The sequence below is a fragment of the Cryobacterium tagatosivorans genome (genome assembly GCF_004402215.1).
GTDB lineage: Bacteria > Actinomycetota > Actinomycetes > Actinomycetales > Microbacteriaceae > Cryobacterium > Cryobacterium tagatosivorans.
In genome coordinates this window covers 79,009-99,549 of sequence record NZ_SOEZ01000024.1, presented here as the reverse complement: position 1 = coordinate 99,549, position 20,541 = coordinate 79,009, and the positions used below count along the sequence as shown (strand labels likewise).

General features: G+C 68.9%; 20 protein-coding genes and 1 tRNA gene. 3 read left to right on the top strand and 18 right to left on the bottom strand.

Annotated features, from left to right (window positions below; all coding sequences use genetic code 11):
• Positions 1-147: 147 nt before the first annotated feature.
• From E3O23_RS05005 to recO, 17 genes are all read right to left on the bottom strand, one after another.
• Positions 148-453, bottom strand: a complete 306-nt coding sequence (locus tag E3O23_RS05005; RefSeq protein WP_134488759.1) for an AzlD domain-containing protein — start codon at positions 451-453, stop codon at positions 148-150.
• On the bottom strand, positions 450-1,244 hold the full coding sequence (locus E3O23_RS05000) for an AzlC family ABC transporter permease (protein ID WP_134488757.1): 795 nt from the start codon (positions 1,242-1,244) through the stop codon (positions 450-452). The genes E3O23_RS05005 and E3O23_RS05000 overlap by 4 nt, the downstream gene beginning before the upstream one ends.
• A 13-nt stretch (positions 1,245-1,257) precedes the next feature.
• Positions 1,258-2,133 carry a sensor histidine kinase gene (locus tag E3O23_RS04995; protein WP_134488755.1) on the bottom strand — a complete coding sequence of 292 codons (876 nt, stop codon included), beginning with the start codon at positions 2,131-2,133 and terminating at the stop codon, positions 1,258-1,260.
• Positions 2,134-2,222: 89 nt separating this feature from the next.
• Positions 2,223-2,295 (bottom strand) — tRNA-Asn (locus E3O23_RS04990).
• A 78-nt stretch (positions 2,296-2,373) separates the two neighbouring features.
• Positions 2,374-3,366: a D-isomer specific 2-hydroxyacid dehydrogenase family protein gene (locus E3O23_RS04985; RefSeq protein WP_134488753.1), complete on the bottom strand. Its 993-nt coding sequence runs from the start codon at positions 3,364-3,366 to the stop codon at positions 2,374-2,376.
• A gap of 13 nt (positions 3,367-3,379) precedes the next feature.
• Entirely contained in the window at positions 3,380-3,712 is a 333-nt protein-coding gene (locus tag E3O23_RS04980) for a TfoX/Sxy family protein (protein WP_134488751.1), read from the bottom strand.
• Positions 3,696-4,601, bottom strand: coding sequence for an ABC transporter ATP-binding protein (locus tag E3O23_RS04975; RefSeq protein ID WP_134488749.1), 906 nt, complete (start codon positions 4,599-4,601; stop codon positions 3,696-3,698). The genes E3O23_RS04980 and E3O23_RS04975 overlap by 17 nt, the downstream gene beginning before the upstream one ends.
• Before the next feature lie 4 nt (positions 4,602-4,605).
• Entirely contained in the window at positions 4,606-6,294 is a 1,689-nt protein-coding gene (locus E3O23_RS04970) for an ABC transporter ATP-binding protein (RefSeq protein ID WP_134488747.1), read from the bottom strand.
• Complete coding sequence (locus E3O23_RS04965; protein WP_134488745.1) at positions 6,291-7,367, bottom strand: ABC transporter permease; 1,077 nt, start codon at positions 7,365-7,367, stop codon at positions 6,291-6,293. The genes E3O23_RS04970 and E3O23_RS04965 overlap by 4 nt, the downstream gene beginning before the upstream one ends.
• A 2-nt stretch (positions 7,368-7,369) precedes the next feature.
• Positions 7,370-8,473, bottom strand: coding sequence for an ABC transporter permease (locus E3O23_RS04960; RefSeq protein WP_134488744.1), 1,104 nt, complete (start codon positions 8,471-8,473; stop codon positions 7,370-7,372).
• A 97-nt stretch (positions 8,474-8,570) separates the two neighbouring features.
• Positions 8,571-10,208, bottom strand: coding sequence for an ABC transporter substrate-binding protein (locus tag E3O23_RS04955; protein WP_134488742.1), 1,638 nt, complete (start codon positions 10,206-10,208; stop codon positions 8,571-8,573).
• A 177-nt stretch (positions 10,209-10,385) separates the two neighbouring features.
• A complete protein-coding gene (dnaG, locus tag E3O23_RS04950) occupies positions 10,386-12,251 on the bottom strand; it encodes a DNA primase (RefSeq protein ID WP_134488740.1) in 1,866 nt (621 codons plus the stop codon).
• A 26-nt stretch (positions 12,252-12,277) separates the two neighbouring features.
• Positions 12,278-13,528 carry a deoxyguanosinetriphosphate triphosphohydrolase gene (locus E3O23_RS04945; RefSeq protein WP_174776594.1) on the bottom strand — a complete coding sequence of 417 codons (1,251 nt, stop codon included), beginning with the start codon at positions 13,526-13,528 and terminating at the stop codon, positions 12,278-12,280.
• A complete protein-coding gene (gene dusB, locus E3O23_RS04940) occupies positions 13,521-14,702 on the bottom strand; it encodes a tRNA dihydrouridine synthase DusB (protein ID WP_134488736.1) in 1,182 nt (393 codons plus the stop codon). The genes E3O23_RS04945 and dusB overlap by 8 nt, the downstream gene beginning before the upstream one ends.
• A 213-nt stretch (positions 14,703-14,915) precedes the next feature.
• Entirely contained in the window at positions 14,916-15,575 is a 660-nt protein-coding gene (locus E3O23_RS04935; protein WP_134488734.1) for a DsbA family oxidoreductase, read from the bottom strand.
• 37 nt (positions 15,576-15,612) lie between these two features.
• Complete coding sequence (locus E3O23_RS04930; RefSeq protein WP_134488732.1) at positions 15,613-16,431, bottom strand: isoprenyl transferase; 819 nt, start codon at positions 16,429-16,431, stop codon at positions 15,613-15,615.
• Positions 16,428-17,150: a DNA repair protein RecO gene (gene recO / locus E3O23_RS04925; RefSeq protein WP_134488730.1), complete on the bottom strand. Its 723-nt coding sequence runs from the start codon at positions 17,148-17,150 to the stop codon at positions 16,428-16,430. Before recO ends, E3O23_RS04930 begins: the two co-directional genes overlap by 4 nt.
• Before the next feature lie 76 nt (positions 17,151-17,226).
• On the opposite strand from recO, the gene E3O23_RS04920 reads away from it, so the two are divergent.
• Together E3O23_RS04920 and E3O23_RS04915 are read left to right on the top strand one after the other, a co-directional pair.
• Positions 17,227-17,928, top strand: a complete 702-nt coding sequence (locus tag E3O23_RS04920) for a trimeric intracellular cation channel family protein (protein ID WP_134488728.1) — start codon at positions 17,227-17,229, stop codon at positions 17,926-17,928.
• A 60-nt stretch (positions 17,929-17,988) separates the two neighbouring features.
• Entirely contained in the window at positions 17,989-19,362 is a 1,374-nt protein-coding gene (locus E3O23_RS04915) for a DHA2 family efflux MFS transporter permease subunit (RefSeq protein WP_134488726.1), read from the top strand.
• Between the two features lie 25 nt (positions 19,363-19,387).
• Here E3O23_RS04915 and E3O23_RS04910 read toward each other — a convergent pair whose 3' ends face one another.
• Positions 19,388-19,756 (bottom strand): hypothetical protein, encoded by a 369-nt coding sequence (locus E3O23_RS04910; RefSeq protein WP_134488725.1) that lies wholly within the window; start codon positions 19,754-19,756, stop codon positions 19,388-19,390.
• Positions 19,757-19,860: 104 nt separating this feature from the next.
• Here E3O23_RS04910 and E3O23_RS04905 point away from each other — a divergent pair, with 104 nt between their 5' ends.
• Positions 19,861-20,538 (top strand): hypothetical protein, encoded by a 678-nt coding sequence (locus E3O23_RS04905; protein ID WP_198415135.1) that lies wholly within the window; start codon positions 19,861-19,863, stop codon positions 20,536-20,538.
• Positions 20,539-20,541 lie beyond the last annotated feature (3 nt).

Below are 20,541 nucleotides of genomic sequence, written 5' to 3'. Positions count from 1 at the left end.
CTCATCCCCCCACCCGGAATCGACCCCGACCAAACCCCGATCCGCCTCTCCAGCAAAAGCGCCCTCCACCTCGGCTCACCCGTCACCCTCCCGCCTGCGCAGCCAACGCCTCAGGCGCCGTAAGCCGAGAATTCAAAGGCTGCCGGCTCAGAAGAGCGCCCGGATCCCTGCCGCGACGCCGGCCGCCGCCAGAACGACCACGATGAACGGCACGCGGAGCGCGAACAGGGCGATCGCCACAATCACCGCGGGCACCCGCGCGTCGACGACGATCTCCGCGCCGGCGGCGAAGGTCTGCACGGCTGCGAGGGCGGCCAGGAGGGCAATCGTCAGGAGGTCGGCGACCCGTGCCGCGGCGGGCTTCTCGAGAAGGCTTGGCGGCACGAGGTATCCGGCGATCTTGAGGGCCAGCACCGCGATCGAGGCGAGGATGATGATCTGCCAGAAGGTCATGAGGCCGTCTCCCTCGTGCCGGGCACGGACGGTGTCTCGTCGGGCACCGGCAGGGTTTCCTCGGGCACCGGCAGGGTGCCCTCGGGCGACGGACGGTCCGGCATCCCCAACCAGTTGAACAGGCCGACGGCGACGGCCACGAGGGCGGCAACCAGAACGGGCAGGCCGGGCATGATGAGGGGCGTCAGGAACACCGCGACGACAGCGGCGGCTACGGCGACGGCTGCGGCCTGCATGCGCTTCAGGCGCGGCCAGAGCAGGCCGACGAAGGCGGCGGCGGCCGCGGCATCCAGACCGAAGGCACGCGTGTCGCCGAGAGCCTCGCCGATCAGGGCGCCGGCCAGCGTGGTCAGGTTCCAGCCGACGAAGACGGCCAGGCCGGTCACCCAGAAGCCGGTCCGCCGACTGCGCGGGGTCGGCTGGGCGAGAGCGACGGCCGTGGATTCATCGATGGTGATCCAGGCGGCGGCGAGCCGCTTCCAGCGGCCGGGACCGACGATCGGCGCGGTGCGGATCCCGTAGATCCCGTTCCGCGTGCCCAGGAGGGCCGCACCGGCGATGGCGGCAGGACCGGCGGCCGCGCCGCCTGCGGCCAGGACTCCGACGAGAGCGAACTGGGATCCGCCGGAGAACATGACGAGGCTGATGAAGCAGGTTTGCCAGACATCGAGGCCGGATGCCACGGACAGTGCGCCGAACGAAATCCCGTAGGCCGCCGTGGCGAGGCCGACCGCGAGGCCGGCTCGCAGCGCGGAACGTTGGTGGCGATCGAGGCCGCCGGACTCAGCCATTCGTGCTGCTGCTTCAGCGACCGAGGTCGACGCCGTGGACGCCGTTGTGGAAGCGCAGTGCAGGGAACATCGCCGACACCGAGAACCCGACGCCCGGCACGGTGCGCGCGCTGAGGACGCCGCCGAAGGCCTGGGCGCGTTCGCGCATCTGGGTGAGGCCCGCGCCGGTCAGGCTGTCGCTCAGCGACTTCAGGTCGTCGTCGATCGTGTACGCGGTGCGTGCCGCGATATCACCCTCGTCGGCCCCCTCACGCCGGGCCGCAGCCCGGATGCCGTCGTCGTCGACGAGCAACTGCAGGCCATCCTGGGTCCAGGTGAACGAAACCCGCGCCTCGGTGCCGACGCCCCCGTGGGTGAGGGAGTTGGCCAGCGCGCTCTGCAGAATCCGATAGATCGCGAGCTCGGCCCCCGGCTTGAGCGGGAACTTCTCCCCCGACTCGGTGAGGCTCACCTCGAGCCCCGCGTCCCGCATGACGCGGACCAGGTCATCCGTCGACTGCAGCCCGGGCGCGGGACGGTTCGTGGTGTCGGCGTCGCGCACGAGCGTCAGCACGCGACGCATGTCGGCCAGGGCGATCCGCCCGTCATCGACGAGTGCCGTGGCGGCACGCACGACCGTGGACGGGTCGCTTTTTGCCGCGTACCTGGCCCCCTCTGCTCGCGTGATCAGTTGTGAGACCGAGAGGATGGCGCCATCCTGGAGCTCGCCGATGATGCCGAGGCGGCCCTGCTGCTCTGCGAGCGAGAGCTCAAGCTCGATGCGCAGGCGTTCGGCAGTGGTGCGGTCGAAGACCGTGCGGCGGGACTTCGCGTCCGCCTGGCGCCACAGCACGAGCAGCGCGGCAACGGACAGCGCGAGGACAGCGCTGAGGATGAGCCAGGGGTCCACCCGAGCCGCCTTTCGTCGTGCACGCCCTTCGGGGGGGGGCGAGGGAAGAAAAAAGGCCGTCCAGGGTGGAGCCCGGAACGGCCTTTTCGCTCCCCGAGTTGGACTCGAACCAACAACCTGCCGGTTAACAGCCGGCTGCTCTGCCAATTGAGCTATCGAGGAATGCTTTGATCAGATAACGCTGAACACAGCGTTGCTACTTTAGCAAAGGTTCACCGTGTGCCAAATCCACTCGGCCGCTCAGTAGCCGGCCTGAGGGTCGACAACCCCGACAAACCGCCCGTTGTCGAGGAAAGCCCGCACATTCAGGCGAATTCTCTCGGCGAGCAGGGGCGCCGTCATCTCGGGCGTGTCGGCCATGTGCGGCGTGACCAGGCAGCGAGGTTCGCGCCACAGAGGATGCCCCTCCGGCAGCGGCTCCGGATCGGTCACGTCCAGCGCCGCACCGGCAATGACTCCCGCGCCGAGAGCCGCCACGAGGGCGTCGGTGTCGACAAGTGCCCCACGGGCGATGTTGACCAGGTTCGCGTGCGGGCCCATGAGGGCGAACTCCGCGGCGCCGAGCAGGTGACGGGTGCCGTCGGTGAGGGCCGCGGCCACGACGACCACGTCGGCGCCGGGCAGCACGTCGTGCAGGGCATCCGTCTGCACCGTGCGCGTCGCGCCGGGTACCGGCAGCGGGCTCCGGCGAACGACCGTGACCTGCGTGTCGAAGGGCGCGAGCAGCCGGATCAGTTCGAGCGCGATTCCGCCGGCGCCGATGATCACGATCTTCCGGCCGTAGAGCGAGGTGCCCAGTGGCACCGGGTCCCAGCTCGTGGCCCGCGCCCGCTTCGGCAGCGCGCGCAGCAGCGCCAGCGTGAGCGCCAGCGCGTGCTCGGCGACCGGCTGGGCGTACGCCCCCTTGCCGCTCGTCCACAGCAGGCGAGGGCGTGCCTGCGCGGCCAGCATCGGTCCGAACGCGTCGACCCCGGCCCAGGGCAGCTGCACCCATTCGATCTGCGGGTTCGCTGCGAGGGTGGCCCCCAGCTCGTCGACACGGCTGTTGGACAGCCAGATCAACCCCCGGGTACCGGCCGAGAGCTCGGAGACCAGGCCCCCGGCATCCCGAACGGCGTTGACAAAGACCTCCGAGGCCTTCGGCAGGACCGCAATCGGGCCGGGCGTCGGGCGTTCGCCCGGCGGAAGCGCGGTGACTTCGCCGGAAAGCACGGCGCGGTGCTGTCCGGTCATGCGTGCCGTCCGGTCATGAGTGCGGCTTCGCCTTCTTCGCGCGCGGAGCCGGCAGCGCGTCCGCGGTCGCCTGCACGGCCGCGCCGAGCCAGTCACGGTCCTCAAGGGCGTCCCCGGGCACACGGTGGTAGTCCTTGGCGCCCGGATACGGCGGCGCGAGTTCGGTGCGGGCGAACAGCTCCGGATCGGCCGACGAGGGCTTCAGGAACAGGGCGTCGTCGCAGATCAGGCCGACGATCTTCTCGTCACAGTAGATCCCGAATTCGCCGAACATCCGCAGGGTCCGCACGCGAAGTCCGGCGAGCTGGTCCTCGATGAACGTGACGGTCTCAGGATCCGTTGACATGCTCTGCCATCCCGGTTTCGGTGGCCGGTGCGTCCTCGTCCACGGCCAGGTGGACCCGGGCGGCCGGGCCGTCTCCGGACAGCGCCGCCCCGAGGCCGGCCACATAGGGGTGCCACGGGTTGTCGAAGACCTCGTCGATCGTGCCGAGGCCGACCAGGACGCCCTGGTACATCACGCCGATGCGGTTCGCCACGCGGCGCAGGACGGCCAGGTCGCTGCTGATCACCAGCGCCGAGAAGGCGCGTTCCCGCTGCAGCTCGCCGATCAGGTCGATCACCGCGTTGCGCACGGTGACGTCCACGCCGGCGGTGGGCTCATCGGCGATGAGCAGTGACGGACCGAACACGAGGGCCCTGGCCAGCGCGACTCGCTGGCGCTGACCGCCGCTGAGTTCGTAGGGGAACTTGCCCAGCAGGGACAACGGCAGCCGCACCGCGTCGACCATCGTGGCCACCCGGGTGTCCAGGTCCTTGCGGTCGAAGTGATGGTCGCGTTCGAGCACGGGTTCGGCGACGATCTCGGCCACGGTCATCGTTGGCGGGAGTGTGTCGGCGGCGTCCTGAGCCACGAGCCCCACCCCGAAGGTCAGCCGGGCGAGCGCCCGCCGGCTGATCCGCCGCAGCGGGATCCCGAGGACGGAGGCCTCTCCCCCGGTGATCTGCGCGCGCACCCCGCCGAAGCCGCCCGAATAGGCGGCGCCGGAGAGGACGCGGGCGATCGTGCTCTTGCCCGAGCCGCTCTCGCCGAGCAGGCCGAGTACCTCGCCGGGCGCGATGCGCAGGGTGAGCCCGTGCACGGCCACGAAGGCCGGGCTGGCGCCGTGCGCCGGATACTCGATCGTCAGGTCACTGGTGGTGATCGGGTAGTCCGGTGCGGCGCCGCGTGTCATGGCTCTATCCTGCCGCACGCAGCTTGCGGAGCCCCTCCCGACGCAGGGCCTGTTCGGCCGGGTCCGGAACGGGCAGCGAGGCGAGCAGCCGCTGGGTGTAGGGGTCCTTCGGTGCGCCGAGGACTTCGGCGCCGGTGCCCTCCTCCACCAGCTTGCCCTTGTACAGCACGGCAATCCGGTCGGCCAGGATGTCGACGACCGCGAGGTCGTGGCTGATGAACAGGGCAGCGAAGCCGAACTCCCGCTGGAGTTCGGCGAAGAGTTCGAGCACGCGTGCCTGCACCGAGACGTCCAGGGCCGACGTGGGCTCGTCGGCGATGAGCAACGACGGCTCGAGGGCCAGGGAACGGGCCAGGCTGGCGCGCTGGCGCTGGCCGCCGCTGAGCTCGTGCGGGTAGCGGTCGCCATAGGCGCGCGGGAGCTGAACGGCCTCGAGGAGTTCGTTCACCCGCGCCCGGGCGGCGCCGGGGTTGGACGCCCTCCCATGCACGACGAGCGGCTCGGCCACGCATTCGGCGATCGTCAGGAGCGGGTTGAAGCTGGACGCCGGGTCCTGGAAGACGAAGCCGATGTCGCTGCGGAACTTCTTGAACTCGCGCTCCTTGAACCCGTGCATCTCGTGTCCGAGCACCTTGAGCGAGCCCCCGGTGACGCGGGTCAGGCCGGCAATGGCCCGTCCGGTCGTGGTCTTGCCCGACCCGCTCTCACCCACGAGGCCGAGGACTTCACCGGGACGGATCGAGAAGCTGATCCCGTCGACGGCGACGAAGCCCGGACGGCCGAGCCGTCCGGGGTACTCGATCCGCAGGTCCTGGGCGACGACGACGGGCGCCTGGTCGGTCCAGCCGGGCGCGCGAGCCTCGGCCCTGGCCGCGGCCCGGACGATGCCCTGGCCGACGTGCGGCACGGCGGCGAGCAACTTTTTCGTGTATTCGTGCTGCGGCGAGCTGAACAGCTGTTGCGCGGGGGCCTCTTCGACGACCTTGCCCTCGTACATCACAGCGACGCGGTCGGCCAGGTCGGCGACGACACCCATGTTGTGGGTGATCAACACGATCGCCGTGCCGAATTCATCGCGGACGCGACGGAGAAGGTCGAGGATTTCCGCCTGGACCGTCACGTCGAGCGCCGTCGTCGGCTCGTCCGCCACGATGAGTCCCGGATCGAGCACCAGCGCCATGGCGATGATCACACGCTGCTTCTGACCGCCCGAGAACTGGTGCGGGTAGTAGTTGACGCGGGTTTCGGGGTCGGGGATGCCGACGCGTCCGAGGATCTCGATCGCCTTGGCCCTGGCCTCCTTCTTGCTGAACTCCCCGTGGGCGCGGATGCCCTCGGCGATCTGCCAGCCGACGGTGTACACCGGGTTCAGCGCGGTCGACGGCTCCTGGAAGACCATCGAGACGTCTTTGCCGCGCACCTGGCGCAGCTGCTGCTTGCTGAGCGAGACGATGTTGCTCTGGCTGGAGCCGTCCTTGCTGCTGAGGAGGACGGCGCCGTTCATGGTCGCCGTCTCCGGCAGCAGGCCGAGGATCGTCTTGGCGGTGACGGTCTTGCCGCTGCCGCTCTCGCCGACGATGGCCAGGACCTCGCCGGGGGCGACGGTCAGGCTGACGTCGTCGACGGCCTTGACCGCGCCGGCGTCCGTGGCGAAGGAGATGCCCAGGTTCGTGATCGTGAGGACATTGCTCATGGCCTGGTTTCCAATCCATTGTCGGGGTGCGTGGCGTTGCTCTCCAGGCCGTCGAGGCCGCCGGGGCCGGCGATGAGGGTGCCGCCGGGAACGACGGAAGTCTCCGCGACCAGGCCCGACGCCTGGGCTACGCGGCGTCGGCCGCGCAGGCGCGGGTCGGCCAGGTCGTTGAGGCTCTCGCCGACGAGGGTGATGCCGAGGACGACGAGCACGATCGCGAGGCCGGGGAACAGCGACGTCCACCAGATCCCGCTCGTGACATCCGACAGGGCCTTGTTGAGGTCGTAGCCCCACTCGGCCGCGGCGGTCGGCTCGATGCCGAAGCCGACGAAGCCGAGGCCGGCGAGGGTGAGGATCGCCTCGGAGGCGTTGAGCGTGAAGATGAGCGGCAGCGTGCGGGTGGCGTTGCGCAGCACGTGCCGGAACATGATCCGGCCGTTGCTGGCGCCCAGGACGCGGGCGGACTCGACATAGGCCTCCGCCTTGATTCGCACGGTTTCGGCGCGAATCACCCGGAAATACTGCGGGATGAAGACCACGGTGATCGAGATCGCCGCGGCCAGCACACCGCCGATCAGGTCTGACCGCCCGCCGGAGATGACGATCGACATCACGATGGCCAGCAGCAGCGACGGGAAGGCGTAGACGGCGTCGGAGACGACGACGAGCACACGGTCGAGCCAGCCGCCGAAGTAGCCCGAGACCAAGCCGAGGACGACCCCGGCGAAGATCGACAGGACGACCGCGACGACGATCACGAAGATCGCGGTCTGCGCACCCCAGAGCACCCGGGAGAACACGTCGTAGCCGCCCACCGTGGTGCCGAAGAGATGTGCGCCGCTCGGAGGCTGCTGCGAGCCGAAACGACCGTTCTCGTCACGCAACTGGCTGAAGCCGAAGGGAGCGATCACGGGCGCGAAGATCGCGGTCAGGATGAAGAGGCCGGCGATGATGAGGCCGGCGATGAGCATCCCGCGCTGCAGGCCGACGCTCTGGCGCAGCTGGTGCACGACCGGAAGGCGGGAGAACAGGCTGGGCTTGTGCGGGGCTGCCAGGTCGGAGTTCGAGGTCATGACTAGTACCTCACTCTCGGGTCGATGATCGCCGCGATGATGTCGACGATGAAGTTGGACAGCGCGACGATGACGGCGAGCAGGGCGACAATGCCCTGCACGGCGACGTAGTCCCGAGCCTTGATGAACTCAATGAGCACGAAGCCCAGGCCCTTCCATTCGAAGGTGGTCTCGGTCAGCACTGCGCCGCCGAGCAGCAGGGCGATCTGCAGGCCGATGACCGTGATGATCGGGATGAGCGCCGGACGGTAGGCGTGCTTGCTCACCAGCCGGAACTCGCTCACTCCTCGTGAGCGGGCGGCGTCGACATAGTCGGTGCCGAGCGTGCCGATGACGTTCGTGCGGACGAGCCGGAGGAAGACTCCGGCGGTGAGGAGACCGAGGGCGAGCGACGGCAGCACGGCGTGCTGGAGCACGTCGGCGAGCACTTCGGTGTTGCCGGTCTGCGCGGCGACCTGGATGGCATCGATCGTGTACAGGCCTGTCGGGTTCGGCAGGAGCTGCATTTCGAGTTCCGAACCGGTCGTGGCGCGGCCCGCGACGGGGAGAACGTCGAGCCAGACCGCGAAGACGAGCTTGAAGAGCAGGCCGGAGAAGAACACCGGGGTGGCGTAGCAGAGGATCGCGAAGACCCGCAGGAGGGCATCCTGTCCCTTGTCGCGCCAATAGGCGGCGACCATGCCGAGCGGGATGCCGACGATGAAGGCGACGAGGAGCCCGTAGAAGGCGAGTTCCGCGGTGGCCACACCGTAGGTCATGAGGACTTCGGAGACCGGGCGGTTCGTGCTGATCGTTGTGCCGAAGTTGCCGGTGAAGATCTGCCCGAGGTACTCGAAGTACTGCACCAGGATCGGGCGGTCATAGCCGGCCGCGTGGATCCGTTCGGCCAGCTGTTCCGGCCCGAGGCGTCCACCGAGGGCCGCGGTGATCGGGTCACCGGTCGTCCGCATCAGCCAGAACACCATGGAAACCAGGATGAAGATGGTGGGGAAGATGAGCAGGAACCTGATCAGCAGATAGCGCCCGATCCCGCCTCCGGATGGTTTGCTTTTGCGCCCAGCCGGCCGACTGTCCTTTGCTGCCGGCGACGTTGCCACAGTGGTCATTCCTACCTCACGATTACAAAGATTCGGGGGCGCCCAGCGAAGAAACGCCGGGCACCCCCGCTTACCGAACTAGAGAAGACTCTAGTCTCTGAACCGCCTAGCCCTTGGCCAACGCGGCGTAACGGAACTTGAAGGACGCGTCGAGCGTGTCCTTGACGCCCGTCACGTCGGTTCCGGTGACAGCAACCTGCGCGCCCTGGAGGAGGGGCACGGTCGACAGCTGGGCCGCGACCTTGTCCTGGATGTCCTCGATGATCTTGGTGCGCTCCGCCGGGTCGGAGGTGACGGCCTGCTTCAGGATCAGGTCGTTGACTTCCTGGTCCTTGTAGTGGTTCTTCAGGAAGTTCTCGTTGAGGAAGAACGGCGTCAGGTAGTTGTCAGCGTCCGAGTAGTCCGGGAACCAGCCGAGCTGGTACGCCGGGTAGGCGTCCGTGGTGCGGTCCTTGGCGTACTGAACCCACTCGGTCGACTGCAGCTTGACCGAGAACAGTCCGGATGACTCCAGCTGGTCCTTGACGAGTGCGTACTCGTCGGCGGAGCCGGGGCCGTAGTGGTCCGGGTTGTACTGCAGGTTCAGCTCGACCGGGGTGGTCACGCCGGCGTCTTCGAGGGTGGCCTTCGCCTTGTCGGCATCCGGTCCGCCGTCGCCGTCGCCGTAGAGGCCCTTGAGGGACTCGGTGGCGCCGGTCAGGCCGTCGGGCACGTAGGAGAACAGCGGCGTGTAGGTGCCCTTGTAGACCTGGTCGGCGATTTCCGCACGGTCGACGAGGTCGGCGACGGCCTGGCGGACGGCGAGTGCCTTGGCCGGGTCGGCATCGGCGGTCTTCGCACCGAACGGCTGCGTGTCGAAGTTGAAGACGATGTAGCGGAGTTCGCCACCCGGTCCGTCGACGACCTTGACCTTGTCGTTTCCGCGCAGGTCCTCGATGTCGGTGGCCGACAGGCTGCGGAATGCAACGTCGATGTTGCCTTCCTGCACGTCGAGCTTCAGGTTCGAGGCCTCGGTGTAGTACTTGACCCGGACGACGTCGGTCTTCGCGGCTCCCAGGAGGCCCTCGTAGTCCTTGTTCGCCTTGTAGCCGATGAGGTTGTTGAAGTCGTAGCTCGTGATGACGTACTGTCCGGCGAAGGCGTTGGCCTCCACGATGTCGTCGTCGGGCGTCAGGGCATCGGCGGAGAAGGATTCCTCGTCGACGATCGGTCCGGCCGGGCTGGACAGGATCTGCGGGAAGATCTGGTCGTTCGCGGCCTTGAGCGTGAAGACGACGGTGGTGTCGTCCGGTGCCGCGGTGCTCGCGAGGTTGTAGAGCAGCGAGGAAGGCCCGTTGTCGGCGGCGATCTTCAGCTGGCGGTCGAAGCTGAACTTCACGTCGGAGGACGTGAGGTCGTTGCCGTTGGCCCACTTGAGGCCCGGCTTCAGCGTGACCGTGTATTCGGTCGGAGCCGTGAACTCGGCCTTGGTCGCGATGTCGGGTTCGACGTCGGGGCTGCCGTACGGGGTGTTCATCAGGAAGGGAAAGACCTGGTTCTGCACGGCGAACGAACCGTTGTCGTACGAACCGGCCGGGTCAAGCGTGGTGACCTTGTCCGTGGTCCCAATGGTGATGGGCCCGCCGGTCTTGGTGTCGCCGCCGGTTGAGCCGCCAGCGGAGCAGCCTGCGAGCACGAGTGCTGCGGCTGCGAAGGCAGCCGAAGCAGCGAGAACGCGCTTGCGGTTTGTGGATGCGGATGTCATATCCGAAACCTCTTCCTGTAGGTGATTCCATAGGTGTGACTTGTGCACGGCGGCGCGCGGTAACGGCAGCCGTGCATAGCTGTATGGATAGAACTAGCACAGAATGAGCGGTTCTTCGGGGATACACAAGGCATCTTTACAGAGCTGCAACCTAACCCGGCCGGAAAGCGCGGCACCTCATTCCTCGCGGAGGTTGCGCCGTTCGGCTTCGACGCGCACGAGTTCACGCTGCAGGGTGGAGTAAACCTCGCGGTTGGCGGCATCCGTGCGCTGGAGCCTGCCCAGCAGCTCCGCCTTCTGGCGCAGCAGGTCGCGGTCGACGAGGGCGATCACGATGTCACGGACGTAGCGGTCGATGTCGCGCTGGGTGCGTTCGGGCAGCGGGGCCATGGCGAGCTGCCTGACCAGGTTCGCGAGTTGATCCGGCACCTCGGCGACGACGAGGTCCAGCCAGTCCGGGGACGCGGTGTGCGGCAGGCTGGCAAGGATCCCGTCCCGCACGACGGCCAGGGACGGGTTGGCGAATGTGGTGTGCACCGCGCGGGCGAGCAGCTCAGGGGTGACGACGCCCGGATGCTGCAGGATCGCCATCAGGCCGTCCCGCTCCAGGCGGGTGACCGGGTCGGTCGGCAGTTCGAGGAGCGAGAAGGGCTTCTCGACGGGGGCGCTATCCCCGTCGCCCAGCTGTCTGTTCGCCGCGGCGGGCTCCGGGGCGCGGCCGCGGGCCTGGGCGGCCGAGACGGCCTTCTTCACCTCGGTCAGGTCCATGCCGAGCATCCTGGCGAGCTCATGGGTGTAGCCCGGTCGGAGCGCGGGGTCGCGGATGTCGCCGACGATCGGCGCGGCCGAGCGGAGGGCGGCGACGCGTCCCTCGACCGTGTCGAGGTTGTACTGGGTGAGCAGCTGGCGGATCATGAACTCGAACATGGGCTTCTTCGAGTCGACGAGGCGGCGAACCGCGTCGTCGCCGCGGTGCAGGCGCAGGTCGCACGGGTCGAGGCCGTCCGGCCCGACGGCGACGAAGGTCTGCGCGGCGAAGCGTTGCTCCTCGCTGAACGCGCGGACGGCGGCCTTCTGGCCGGCGGCATCCGGGTCGAAGGTGAAGACCACCTCGCCGAGGCGGCTGTCGTCGCCGAGGACGCGGCGCAGCACCTTGATGTGGTCGACGCCAAACGAGGTGCCGCAGGTGGCGACGGCCGTGGTCACCCCGGCCATGTGGCAGGCCATGACGTCGGTGTACCCCTCGACCACGACGACCTGGTGGCTGCGGGAGATGTCTCGCTTGGCCAGGTCGAGGCCGTAGAGCACTTGGGCCTTGTGGTACACCGGCGTCTCCGGCGTGTTGAGGTACTTCGGGCCCTTGTCGTCCTCGAGCAGCTTGCGCGCGCCGAAGCCGATGGTCTGCCCGGTGATGTCCCGGATGGGCCAGACCAGCCGGCCGCGGAACCGGTCATAGACGCCGCTGGAGCCCTCGCGGCTGGAGACCAGGCCGGCGAGGGTGAGCTCCTCGGTGGAGAATCCCTTGCCGCGCAGGTGGTTGGTGAGCTCATCCCAACTCTTGGGGGCGAAGCCGACCCCGAATCGTTCGGCGGCCGTGGCGTCGAAGCCCCGCTCGCCGAGGAAGGTGCGGCCGACCTGCGCGCCGGGGCTGCCGAGTTGCGCGACGAAGAAGTCGGCGGCGGCCTGGTTGGCGGCGAGGAGGCGCGCGCGGTTGCTGTGGTCGGGGGCTCCCCCGCCGTCCTCGTAGTGCAGCTGGAGGCCGACCCGGCCGGCCAGGCGTTCGACCGCCTCGGAGAAGCTGACGTGGTCCATCTTCTGCAGGAACGAGTAGACGTCGCCGCTCTCGCCGCAGCCGAAGCAGTGGTAGAAACCGACCTGCGGGCGCACGTGGAAGCTGGGGCTGCGTTCGTCGTGGAACGGGCACAGGCCCTTCATCGAGCCGACGCCGGCGGACTTGAGGCTGACGTAGTCGCCGATGATGTCGGCGATGTTGGTTCGGGCCTTGACCTCTTCGATGTCGCTTTGTCGGATCAGGCCTGCCATAGCTGAATGCTAGTCCCGCCCATGGGTCAGTCCTGCACGAGATGCTCGTACCAGGCCAGCGCGGACTGGTCGGTGAGGCTGGCGACCTGGTCGACGACGACCCGCTTGCGGGCGGCGTCGTCCGGCGCGGCGTGCCAGTCTTCCCGGAAACCGGGGTCGAGCTGGGCGTCGCCGGTGGCGAGGAGGGCGTCGGCGAGGAGCGTGAGCACCTGCCTCTGCTGCACGTAGATCGGCTTGCGAGTGTTCCGGGTCATCACGAAGGCGGCCACGATTCCCTTCAGCACGGCGATCTCGGCCTGGATCTCGATCGGCACGACGACGTGCGCCCCGAACCGGATGAGGCTTTCCGCCGGGTAGGCCTCGCGCGTTGCCCGCACGGCCGCCCCGGAGAATCGCCCGATCAGCTGGCTGGTGAGGTTCTTCAGGCGCCCCTGGTCTCGCCGGCCGGCGGTCCAGCCGTCGAGCCACACGTCGAGCGAGTCCAGGCGGTCGAACGCCCGGATCAGCTGGTCGTAGGTGAGCTCACCGCCGATCCACTCGTACATCGACGACACGAGTTCGTCGTGGTCGACCCTGCTGCCGAGCGCGGCGACATCCACGTAGCCGTTGACGACGGCGTCTTCGAAATCGTGCACGGAATAGGCGATGTCGTCGGAGAGGTCCATCACCTGGGCCTCGATGCAGAGCTGCCGGTCCGGCGCTCCCTGGCGCAGCCACTCGAAGGCGGCGACGTCGTCGTCGTAGAAGCCGAACTTGGCGCGGCCGCTCGGGTCGGCCACCGAGGAGTCCTCGGGCCACGGATACTTGCAGCTCGCGTCGAGGCTCGCCCTGGTGAGGTTGAGACCGTAACTGCGGCCGTCGTCACCGAAGACCTTCGGTTCGAGGCGGGTGAGCAGGCGCAGGGTCTGGGCGTTGCCCTCGAACCCGCCGACATCCAGCGACCAGGTGTTGAGCGCCTTCTCGCCGTTGTGGCCGAAGGGCGGATGACCGATGTCGTGCGCGAGGCAGGCCGTGTCGACGATGTCGGGGTCCAGGCCGAGGCGCAGGGCGAGCTCGCGTCCGATCTGCGCGACCTCGAGCGAGTGGGTGAGCCGGTTGCGGGCGAAGTCGAGGCCCGCCGTCGGGCTGAGCACCTGCGTCTTCGCTGCCAGGCGCCGAAGGGCGCTGGAGTGCAGCAGTCGTGCCCGGTCGCGCGCGAAGTCGCTGCGGCGCGAACTGTGCTCCTCCGGTAGCCAGCGTTCCTCGGCCTGCGTGCCGTACCCCGTAGCGTTAGCCACCGCTTGTGTCCCCTTCACCTTCGGTCAGATTGGCGCGTTCGGCGCCGGCCAGTTCCTGGGAGTCCAGCCAGTGCTCCGGCAGCGCCGTTCGCTTGGGCGTCCCGGCCCGGCCGCGAGGCCCCTCGGCTCCTTCGCCCGGGTAGGGCTGGGTGCCGTCGAGGGTGCCCAGGAGCTCCTCGAGCTGGGCCAGCGAGCCGACCGTGGCCAGGCTGGCGCGGAGGTCCCCGCCGACCGGGTAGCCCTTGAAGTACCAGGCCACGTGCTTGCGCACATCGCGGCAGGCGCGCTCTTCGCTGTCGAAGAACTCGGTGAGGAGTTCGGCGTGGCGGTAGAAGGTGGCCGCGACCCGGCCGAGGTCGGGCTGGATATTCGCGGTCGACAGGTCGCCCCGGAACGCCGCGGCGAGGTCGCCGAACAGCCACGGGCGACCGAGGCATCCGCGGCCGACCACGACGCCGTCGCAGCCGGTCTCGGCGACCATGCGCAGGGCATCCTCCGCCGACCAGATGTCACCGTTGCCGAGCACGGGCGGGCCGGTGATCGCGTTCTTGAGCTTTTCGATGGCCGGCCAGTCGGCCTGGCCGGAGTAGAACTCGGCGGCCGTGCGCGCGTGCAGCGCGATCGCCGCGACGCCTGCGCCCTCGGCGGCCTTGCCGGCCTCGAGGTAGGTGAGGTGGTCGGAGTCGATGCCCTTGCGCATCTTGATGGTCAGCGGAATCGGTCCCGCGGCCTTCACCGCCGCCTCGACGATCTGCCGGAACAGGCCGAGCTTCCACGGCAGCGCCGCTCCCCCGCCCTTGCGGGTGACCTTGGGCACCGGGCATCCGAAATTCAGGTCGATGTGGTCCGCCCGGTCTTCGGCGACGAGCATGGTGACCGCCTCGGCGACCGTCTTCGGGTCGACGCCGTAGAGCTGGATGGAGCGCGTCGACTCGCTCTCGTGGTGGTTGATCAGGCGTATCGAGCCGGGAGTGCGTTCGACCAGGGCGCGGGAGGTGATCATCTCGCTCACGTAGAGGCCTGCGCCGAATTCGCGGCAGAGCCGGCGGAACGCGGTGTTGGTGATGCCGGCCATGGGCGCCAGGACGACGGGCACGTCGAGAGTGAGCGGGCCGATGGAGAGCGCCGGGGCGGCCGCCGGGGCCGTCGGCGTGGTCAGGGCTGAGGGAGTCATCGTGATCAATTCTCCCAGACTTTAAATACCACCGCGAAACCGCAGTTGTGCTTGATATGAGCGCGTTTTAGCGCGCACAACTGCGGTTTCGCGGGGGGTGAGGCTATGAACCGCAGGCGGAACCGCCGCAGCAGCCGCCGCCGGACTGGCCGAGCAGCTCGATCTGGGGGACGGTGACGTCGGTGGGGACTTCCTGGGTGGTGGTTGCGTCAGTCATGCGCTGTGCTCCTCGGATTTGTCGGTCCGCACCTGGCGGAGGGCTTGGGCAAAGGTATCAGGATCCTGCGCCCCCGAGATGCCGTATCGTCCGTCGATCACGAAGAACGGGACACCCTGGATGCCGTAGGCGGTGGCCTGGGCGACGTCCGCCTTGACGTCGGCCAGGAACTCGTGGTCGGTGAGCGACCGCACGACGTCGGCCCGGTCCAGACCGATGCTCTCGGCCAGGTCGGCGAGATCCTCGATCCGGCCGACATGCCCACCGTCGACGAAGTACGACTTGAGCAGGGCCTCTTTCATGTCGAGCTGTCGCCCGCGGGACTTGGCGTAGTGCAGCAGCTCGTGGGAGATGACCGTGTTGGTCTGGTGCACGGAGTCGTAGTCGTAGTGCAGGCCGACGCTTTCGGCGATGCCGGTGACACGCTCGAGCATCTCCTCGACCTGGGCGAGCGGCAGGCCCTTGCGCTGGCTGAGGTAGTCGACCGGGCTGCCGTCGAAGTCGACGGGGGTATCCGGCGCGAGCTCGAAGCTGTGGTATTCGACCTCGATCTCCCCGCCGAACAGGGCGGCCCCGGCCTCGAACTTGCGCTTCCCGATGTAGCACCAGGGGCACTGCACGTCGGACCAGATGTCTACTTTGATGGTTTCACTCACTCTGGCGCAACCGCGAGGGGCAGCCGGAGTATTCCCGTCAGGCGGTCGGCGTGTCGACGGCGCCGCCGTAGCGGCGGTTGCGGGAGGCGTAGAGCTCGATGGCCCGCCAGAGGTCCACCCGGGTGAAGTCCGGCCAGAGCGTGTCGAGGAACACCATTTCGGCGTAGGCGCTCTGCCAGAGCAGGAAGTTGCTGGTGCGCTGCTCCCCCGAGCTCCGCACGAACAGGTCCACGTCGGGCAGCTCCGCGGTGTACAGGTGCCGCTGGATGGCCTTCTCGGTGATGCCGGACGGCTTCAGCCTGCCCGCGGCAACGTCCTCGGCGAGGGCGCGCACGGCATCCGTGATCTCGGTGCGGCCGCCGTAGTTCACGCACATCGTCAGGGTGAGCACGTCGTTGCCGACGGTGAGTTCCTCGGCGAACTGGAGTTCGTTGATGACGGATGCCCACAGCCGGGGCTTCCGGCCGGCCCAGCGCACCCGGACCCCCCACTCGTTCAGCTGGTCCCGGCGGCGGTGCAGCACGTCCCGGTTGAAGCCCATCAGGAAACGCACCTCGTCGGGCGAGCGCTTCCAGTTCTCGGTCGAGAATGCGTACACGCTGAGGTGTTTCACGCCGATCTGGATGGCCCCAGCGACGACGTCGAGCAGTGACGCCTCGCCCGCCTTGTGCCCCTCGACCCGGGGCAGGCCGCGCGCATTGGCCCACCGGCCGTTGCCGTCCATGACGACGGCCACGTGCTCGGGAACCGCCCTCGCCGGCATCGAAGGAGGGTACAGGCCCGTCCAGTCCAGCGGTTTGAATGGGACGGCGTTTTTGTGGGTGATCGGCTTGGGGCTGAAGGGGTTCAGGCTCATTTGCTGACATGCTCCAGTGATCGAAGGCCGCGTTCCAGGTGGAACTGCGTGTAGGCGGCGACGACGCCGGTGGCCTGGGCCTGGGTGCGTTCCGCGGTGGATGCCGCGTGGTCCCAGTCGCCGGTGAGCAGGGCGCTGAGCAGGGCGATCGTGGCACCGTCGAGCCTCGGCGAACCCGGCGGGGCGCAGTTGTCACAGACGATGCCGCCCAGTTGCACGACCATGGCGGAATGGTCGCCGACCGTGCCGCAGCGCGCGCAGTCCTGGAAGCTCGGCGCCCAGCCGGCCATCGAGAGGGCACGAAGCAGGTACGAGTCGAGGGTCAGCCCGGCACCGTGCTCCCGCCGGGACAGCGACCTGAGCGCCCCGACGAGCAGCAGGTACTGCTGCAGCGAGCCCTCGGACTCGGTGAGTTTGTCGGCCGTTTCGACCATCACGCTGGCCGCGGTGTAGCTGGGGTAGTCCGCCGTGATCAGGGCGCCGTAGGAGCCGAGGGACTCCGCCTGGGTGATGATGTCCAGGCTCCGGCCCTCGTAGAGCTGCACGTCGGCGACCATGAACGGTTCGAGCCGGGCGCCGAATTTCGACGCCGTGCGCCGGACGCCCTTGGCGACCGCGCGGACCTTGCCGTGCTGCCGGGTGAGCAGGGTGACGATACGGTCGGCTTCACCCAGTTTGTGGGTGCGCAGCACGACGGCTTCATCACGGTAGACAGGCACGGCGCAATTCTCCCACTATCGGCTGGGTCGGGAGTGAAGGGCGCGGCGGGCCGGTCGCCGGGCGTGGTACTAGTTGATGGTGCCCTCCACCCTCTTCACCATTCCTCTCTGGCTCGACCTCGCGGCTGTCGGGATCGGCGCGATCCAGGGCGCCATGTTCGCCGGCCGGTTCAAGGATGCCCGCTTCGACCTGCTCGGAGTGGCCCTGATCGGCGTCGTGGTCGGCCTCGGCGGCGGACTCCTGCGCGACATCTTCCTCGGCGGCGTCCCGGCGGCACTGCAGAGCAACTGGTATCTCCCGGTGGCGACCGGCGCCGCGCTCCTCGGGATGCTGCTGCAGAGCCTCTTCAACCGGCTCGGCCCGCTGATCATCGGGCTCGACGCCGTCACGATCGGCCTGTTCGGCGCCATCGGCACCTCGAAGGCGCTCGCCGCCGGGCTGCCCGAGATTCCCTCCCTCTTCGTCGGGGTCGTCTCGGCCGTCGGCGGTTCGGCCGTGCGGGACATGATGCTCAACGTGCCGATCGCGGTCATGCACGTCGGCTCGCACTATGCCGTGGCGGCAGGGGTCGGCAGCGGGCTGCTCGTCATGCTCTTCCTGCTCAACGTGCCGATCACGATCGCCGGGATCGTCTGCGTGGTCGCGACCACCGTCATCCGGGTGCTCTCCGCCCGCTACGGCTGGAGCCTGCCGCAGCAGCGCGCGATCGGCAGCTGGCCGCGCTGGCGCCGGCCCGAGCCGGGCACAACGGCCCGTCGCTGGCGCTGGGGCAGCTGAGGCCGGCCGGTCGCGGCCCGGCCGTTGTCGCGCAGGGGCGCGGGGTAATACGCTGTGCCTGTGACCAGAGCCCAGCGGGTACTCCTCGTCGCCATCCTCGTCACCTTTGTGGCGTTCCTCGACGGTGCGGTCATCAACGTCGCGTTGCCGGCCATGCGCGAGGATCTGGGCGGCGGGCTCGCCCTGCAGCAGTGGGTCGTCGACGGCTACCTGATCACCCTGGGCGCGTTCATCCTGATCGCCGGATCCCTGTCGGACTCCTTCGGCCGGCTGCGGATCATGCGCATCGGCCTGTACGGCTTCGGCGCCACCTCCCTGCTCTGCGCCCTGGCCCCGAGCGCTCTGGTGCTCGTCATCGCCCGGATCCTGCAGGGGGCGACCGGGGCCCTGCTCGTGCCCAGTTCCCTCGCCCTGATCATCTCCACGTTCGCGCCCACCGAGCAGGGGAAGGCCATCGGCAGGTGGACGGCGTGGACGACGGCCGCCTTCGTGGTCGGGCCGCTCATCGGCGGCGTGCTGGTCGACGCGGCGTCCTGGCGGCTGATCTTCGCGATCAATGTGCTGCCGATCGCGGTCGCCCTGTGGTTGCTCGCGGGTCTGGGCACGGACGAACCCAATCCGGCCCGGCCGCGCGTCGACGTCGTGGGCGCGACCCTCGGCGTCCTCGGCCTCGGCGGACCGGTCTTCGCCCTGATCGAACAGGGACGGCTGGGCTGGTCGAGCCCGGCCATCTACCTGCCGCTCGTGCTCGGGATCGCCTGCTTCGTCGCCTTCCTCTGGTGGGAACACCGCACGACGGATCCGATGATGCCGCTCGAGATGTTCGCCGTGCGCAACTTCGGCATGGGCAATATCGCGACCCTCTTCATCTACGCCGCCTTCACCTTCGGACCGTTCGCCCTGACCGTCTTCCTGCAGGAAATCGGCGGGTACACCGCGCTGGCGGCGGGGGTGGCGACGCTGCCCGCCGTCGTCCTGCTCATCGTGCTGGCCTCCTGGTTCGGCGCCTGGGCCGATCGGATCGGGCCGCGCCTGTTCATGACGCTTGGCCCGATGGTCTGCGCGGTCGGCTTCCTCCTCACCCTGACCATGACCGAGGCGGCGGAGTACTGGACCCAGGTCCTGCCGGGAGTCTCGGTGTTCGGCCTCGGCATGGCCATCACTGTCGCGCCGCTGACCACGGCCATCCTGGGCGCCGTCGACCCGGCCAGGGCCGGCATCGGCTCCGCCATCAACAATGCCGTCGCCCGGGTCGCCGGCCTCGTCGCCGTCGCCTGCACCGGCATCATCGTCGGCTCCGCCCTGGACCTGGACGGCTACCTTCGGGCCGCGATGGTCACGGCGGGACTCCTGGTGGTGGGCGGCCTCGTCTCGCTGGCGGGCATTCGCAACCCCGCGCTGACCGCGGCGAAGGCTGCGGAGTCCGCGCCGTGAACCGGTCCGCCGGGCACCGGTCGCCTCAGGCAGCCGAGTCGGGCTCTTCCATCCACCACTCGGTGAACTCGTTCGCCCGACCATCGGGAGCCAGCCGGATCACCCAGAGGTTCCGGTAGCTCGGCCCGTCGCGGTAGACCGTCGTCGCCACGACGATCTGGACCTCGTCGGTGATCGCCAGGGGCGCCCAGCGGAACGAGGTCTCCCCCGGTTCGTCGGCTGCGAGCAGCCACTCGGCGACGATGGCATCCTGCCCGACCCACGGATCGGCGTAGGGCTCTGTTCGGTAGACTGCCCGCTCGGTGAACAGCGCCTGGATGTCCCCCGGCAGGTTGGATTCCCAGGCGCGACGATAGCCGTCAATCCACGAGGCAAGCGCCGCCAGGTCAGCCATGGCACCGTTCTACCCCGTGCGGGCGCCCGCGGGGAGGCCACTGGTATTTCCGACCCTGCGGGGTGAGACTAGAAGGCAACAGTTCACGTCTCATGGAGGTCCTCATGACACACCACTCGGCCGGCGCGCCGGAGTTGATGCCGGTGCTTTCCCGAGGGAAGCACCGCACTCCCCGGAACGGCGGATGCTTCATGGAATTCGCGTCGTATCTCGCCGGCGAGTCCTGGAGCGACCATCCGGCCTGCACCCACCCGGCGCTCGCGTCGCTCGCCAGGATGGTCAACGATTGCACCTCGGATGCGGCCAGGTCCCGGCTGACGAGCCTGATCCCGTCCGTCATCGGCCTCCGCGGCGACGACCCGCGGGTCGGCCTGCTGGTGGCCCTCCGCGCCGCGACCGAGGCGTTGCCCGTCGCCAGCATGGAACGCCAGCGCGCGCTGGCGGTGGGCATCCTGACCTGCGAACGCAACCTCGCCGGGCTGGACGACTCTTCGTCGGCCGGCGTCACGTCCCTGGTACGGCGGGCGTTCGAGCAGGCGCCGGACACCGAACGGTGGGCGCGGGACTTCATCGGGTTCGTCGGCTCTCGGCCCCGTTCCAAGTTCACCGCCCAGACGGCGGAGTCGATCCTGCGCATTTCCGTGCCGGGTATCGCCGAGGCCTGCGTGCCCGACGCGGACGCGCGGCTGTACGACCTGCTCGCCCAGGCGATCGAGGATTGCACCCGCATTCTCGCCGCGCCGGAGGCTGCCCGCTCCGCGCCGGTCCCGGTCCTGCGCTGACGG

What these genes read in the sequence shown, in the direction of transcription:
- E3O23_RS04905 (WP_198415135.1), top strand. Translation starts at nt 19,861, where the DNA reads ATGACACACCACTCGGCCGGCGCGCCGGAGTTGATGCCGGTGCTTTCC.
- E3O23_RS04910 (WP_134488725.1), bottom strand. Translation starts at nt 19,756, where the DNA reads ATGGCTGACCTGGCGGCGCTTGCCTCGTGGATTGACGGCTATCGTCGC.
- E3O23_RS04960 (WP_134488744.1), bottom strand. Translation starts at nt 8,473, where the DNA reads ATGACCACTGTGGCAACGTCGCCGGCAGCAAAGGACAGTCGGCCGGCT.
- dnaG (WP_134488740.1), bottom strand. Translation starts at nt 12,251, where the DNA reads ATGGCAGGCCTGATCCGACAAAGCGACATCGAAGAGGTCAAGGCCCGA.
- E3O23_RS05005 (WP_134488759.1), bottom strand. Translation starts at nt 453, where the DNA reads ATGACCTTCTGGCAGATCATCATCCTCGCCTCGATCGCGGTGCTGGCC.
- dusB (WP_134488736.1), bottom strand. Translation starts at nt 14,702, where the DNA reads ATGACTCCCTCAGCCCTGACCACGCCGACGGCCCCGGCGGCCGCCCCG.
- E3O23_RS04930 (WP_134488732.1), bottom strand. Translation starts at nt 16,431, where the DNA reads ATGAGCCTGAACCCCTTCAGCCCCAAGCCGATCACCCACAAAAACGCC.
- E3O23_RS04975 (WP_134488749.1), bottom strand. Translation starts at nt 4,601, where the DNA reads ATGACACGCGGCGCCGCACCGGACTACCCGATCACCACCAGTGACCTG.
- E3O23_RS05000 (WP_134488757.1), bottom strand. Translation starts at nt 1,244, where the DNA reads ATGGCTGAGTCCGGCGGCCTCGATCGCCACCAACGTTCCGCGCTGCGA.
- E3O23_RS04965 (WP_134488745.1), bottom strand. Translation starts at nt 7,367, where the DNA reads ATGACCTCGAACTCCGACCTGGCAGCCCCGCACAAGCCCAGCCTGTTC.
- E3O23_RS04985 (WP_134488753.1), bottom strand. Translation starts at nt 3,366, where the DNA reads ATGACCGGACAGCACCGCGCCGTGCTTTCCGGCGAAGTCACCGCGCTT.
- E3O23_RS04970 (WP_134488747.1), bottom strand. Translation starts at nt 6,294, where the DNA reads ATGAGCAATGTCCTCACGATCACGAACCTGGGCATCTCCTTCGCCACG.
- E3O23_RS04920 (WP_134488728.1), top strand. Translation starts at nt 17,227, where the DNA reads ATGGTGCCCTCCACCCTCTTCACCATTCCTCTCTGGCTCGACCTCGCG.
- E3O23_RS04955 (WP_134488742.1), bottom strand. Translation starts at nt 10,208, where the DNA reads ATGACATCCGCATCCACAAACCGCAAGCGCGTTCTCGCTGCTTCGGCT.
- E3O23_RS04980 (WP_134488751.1), bottom strand. Translation starts at nt 3,712, where the DNA reads ATGTCAACGGATCCTGAGACCGTCACGTTCATCGAGGACCAGCTCGCC.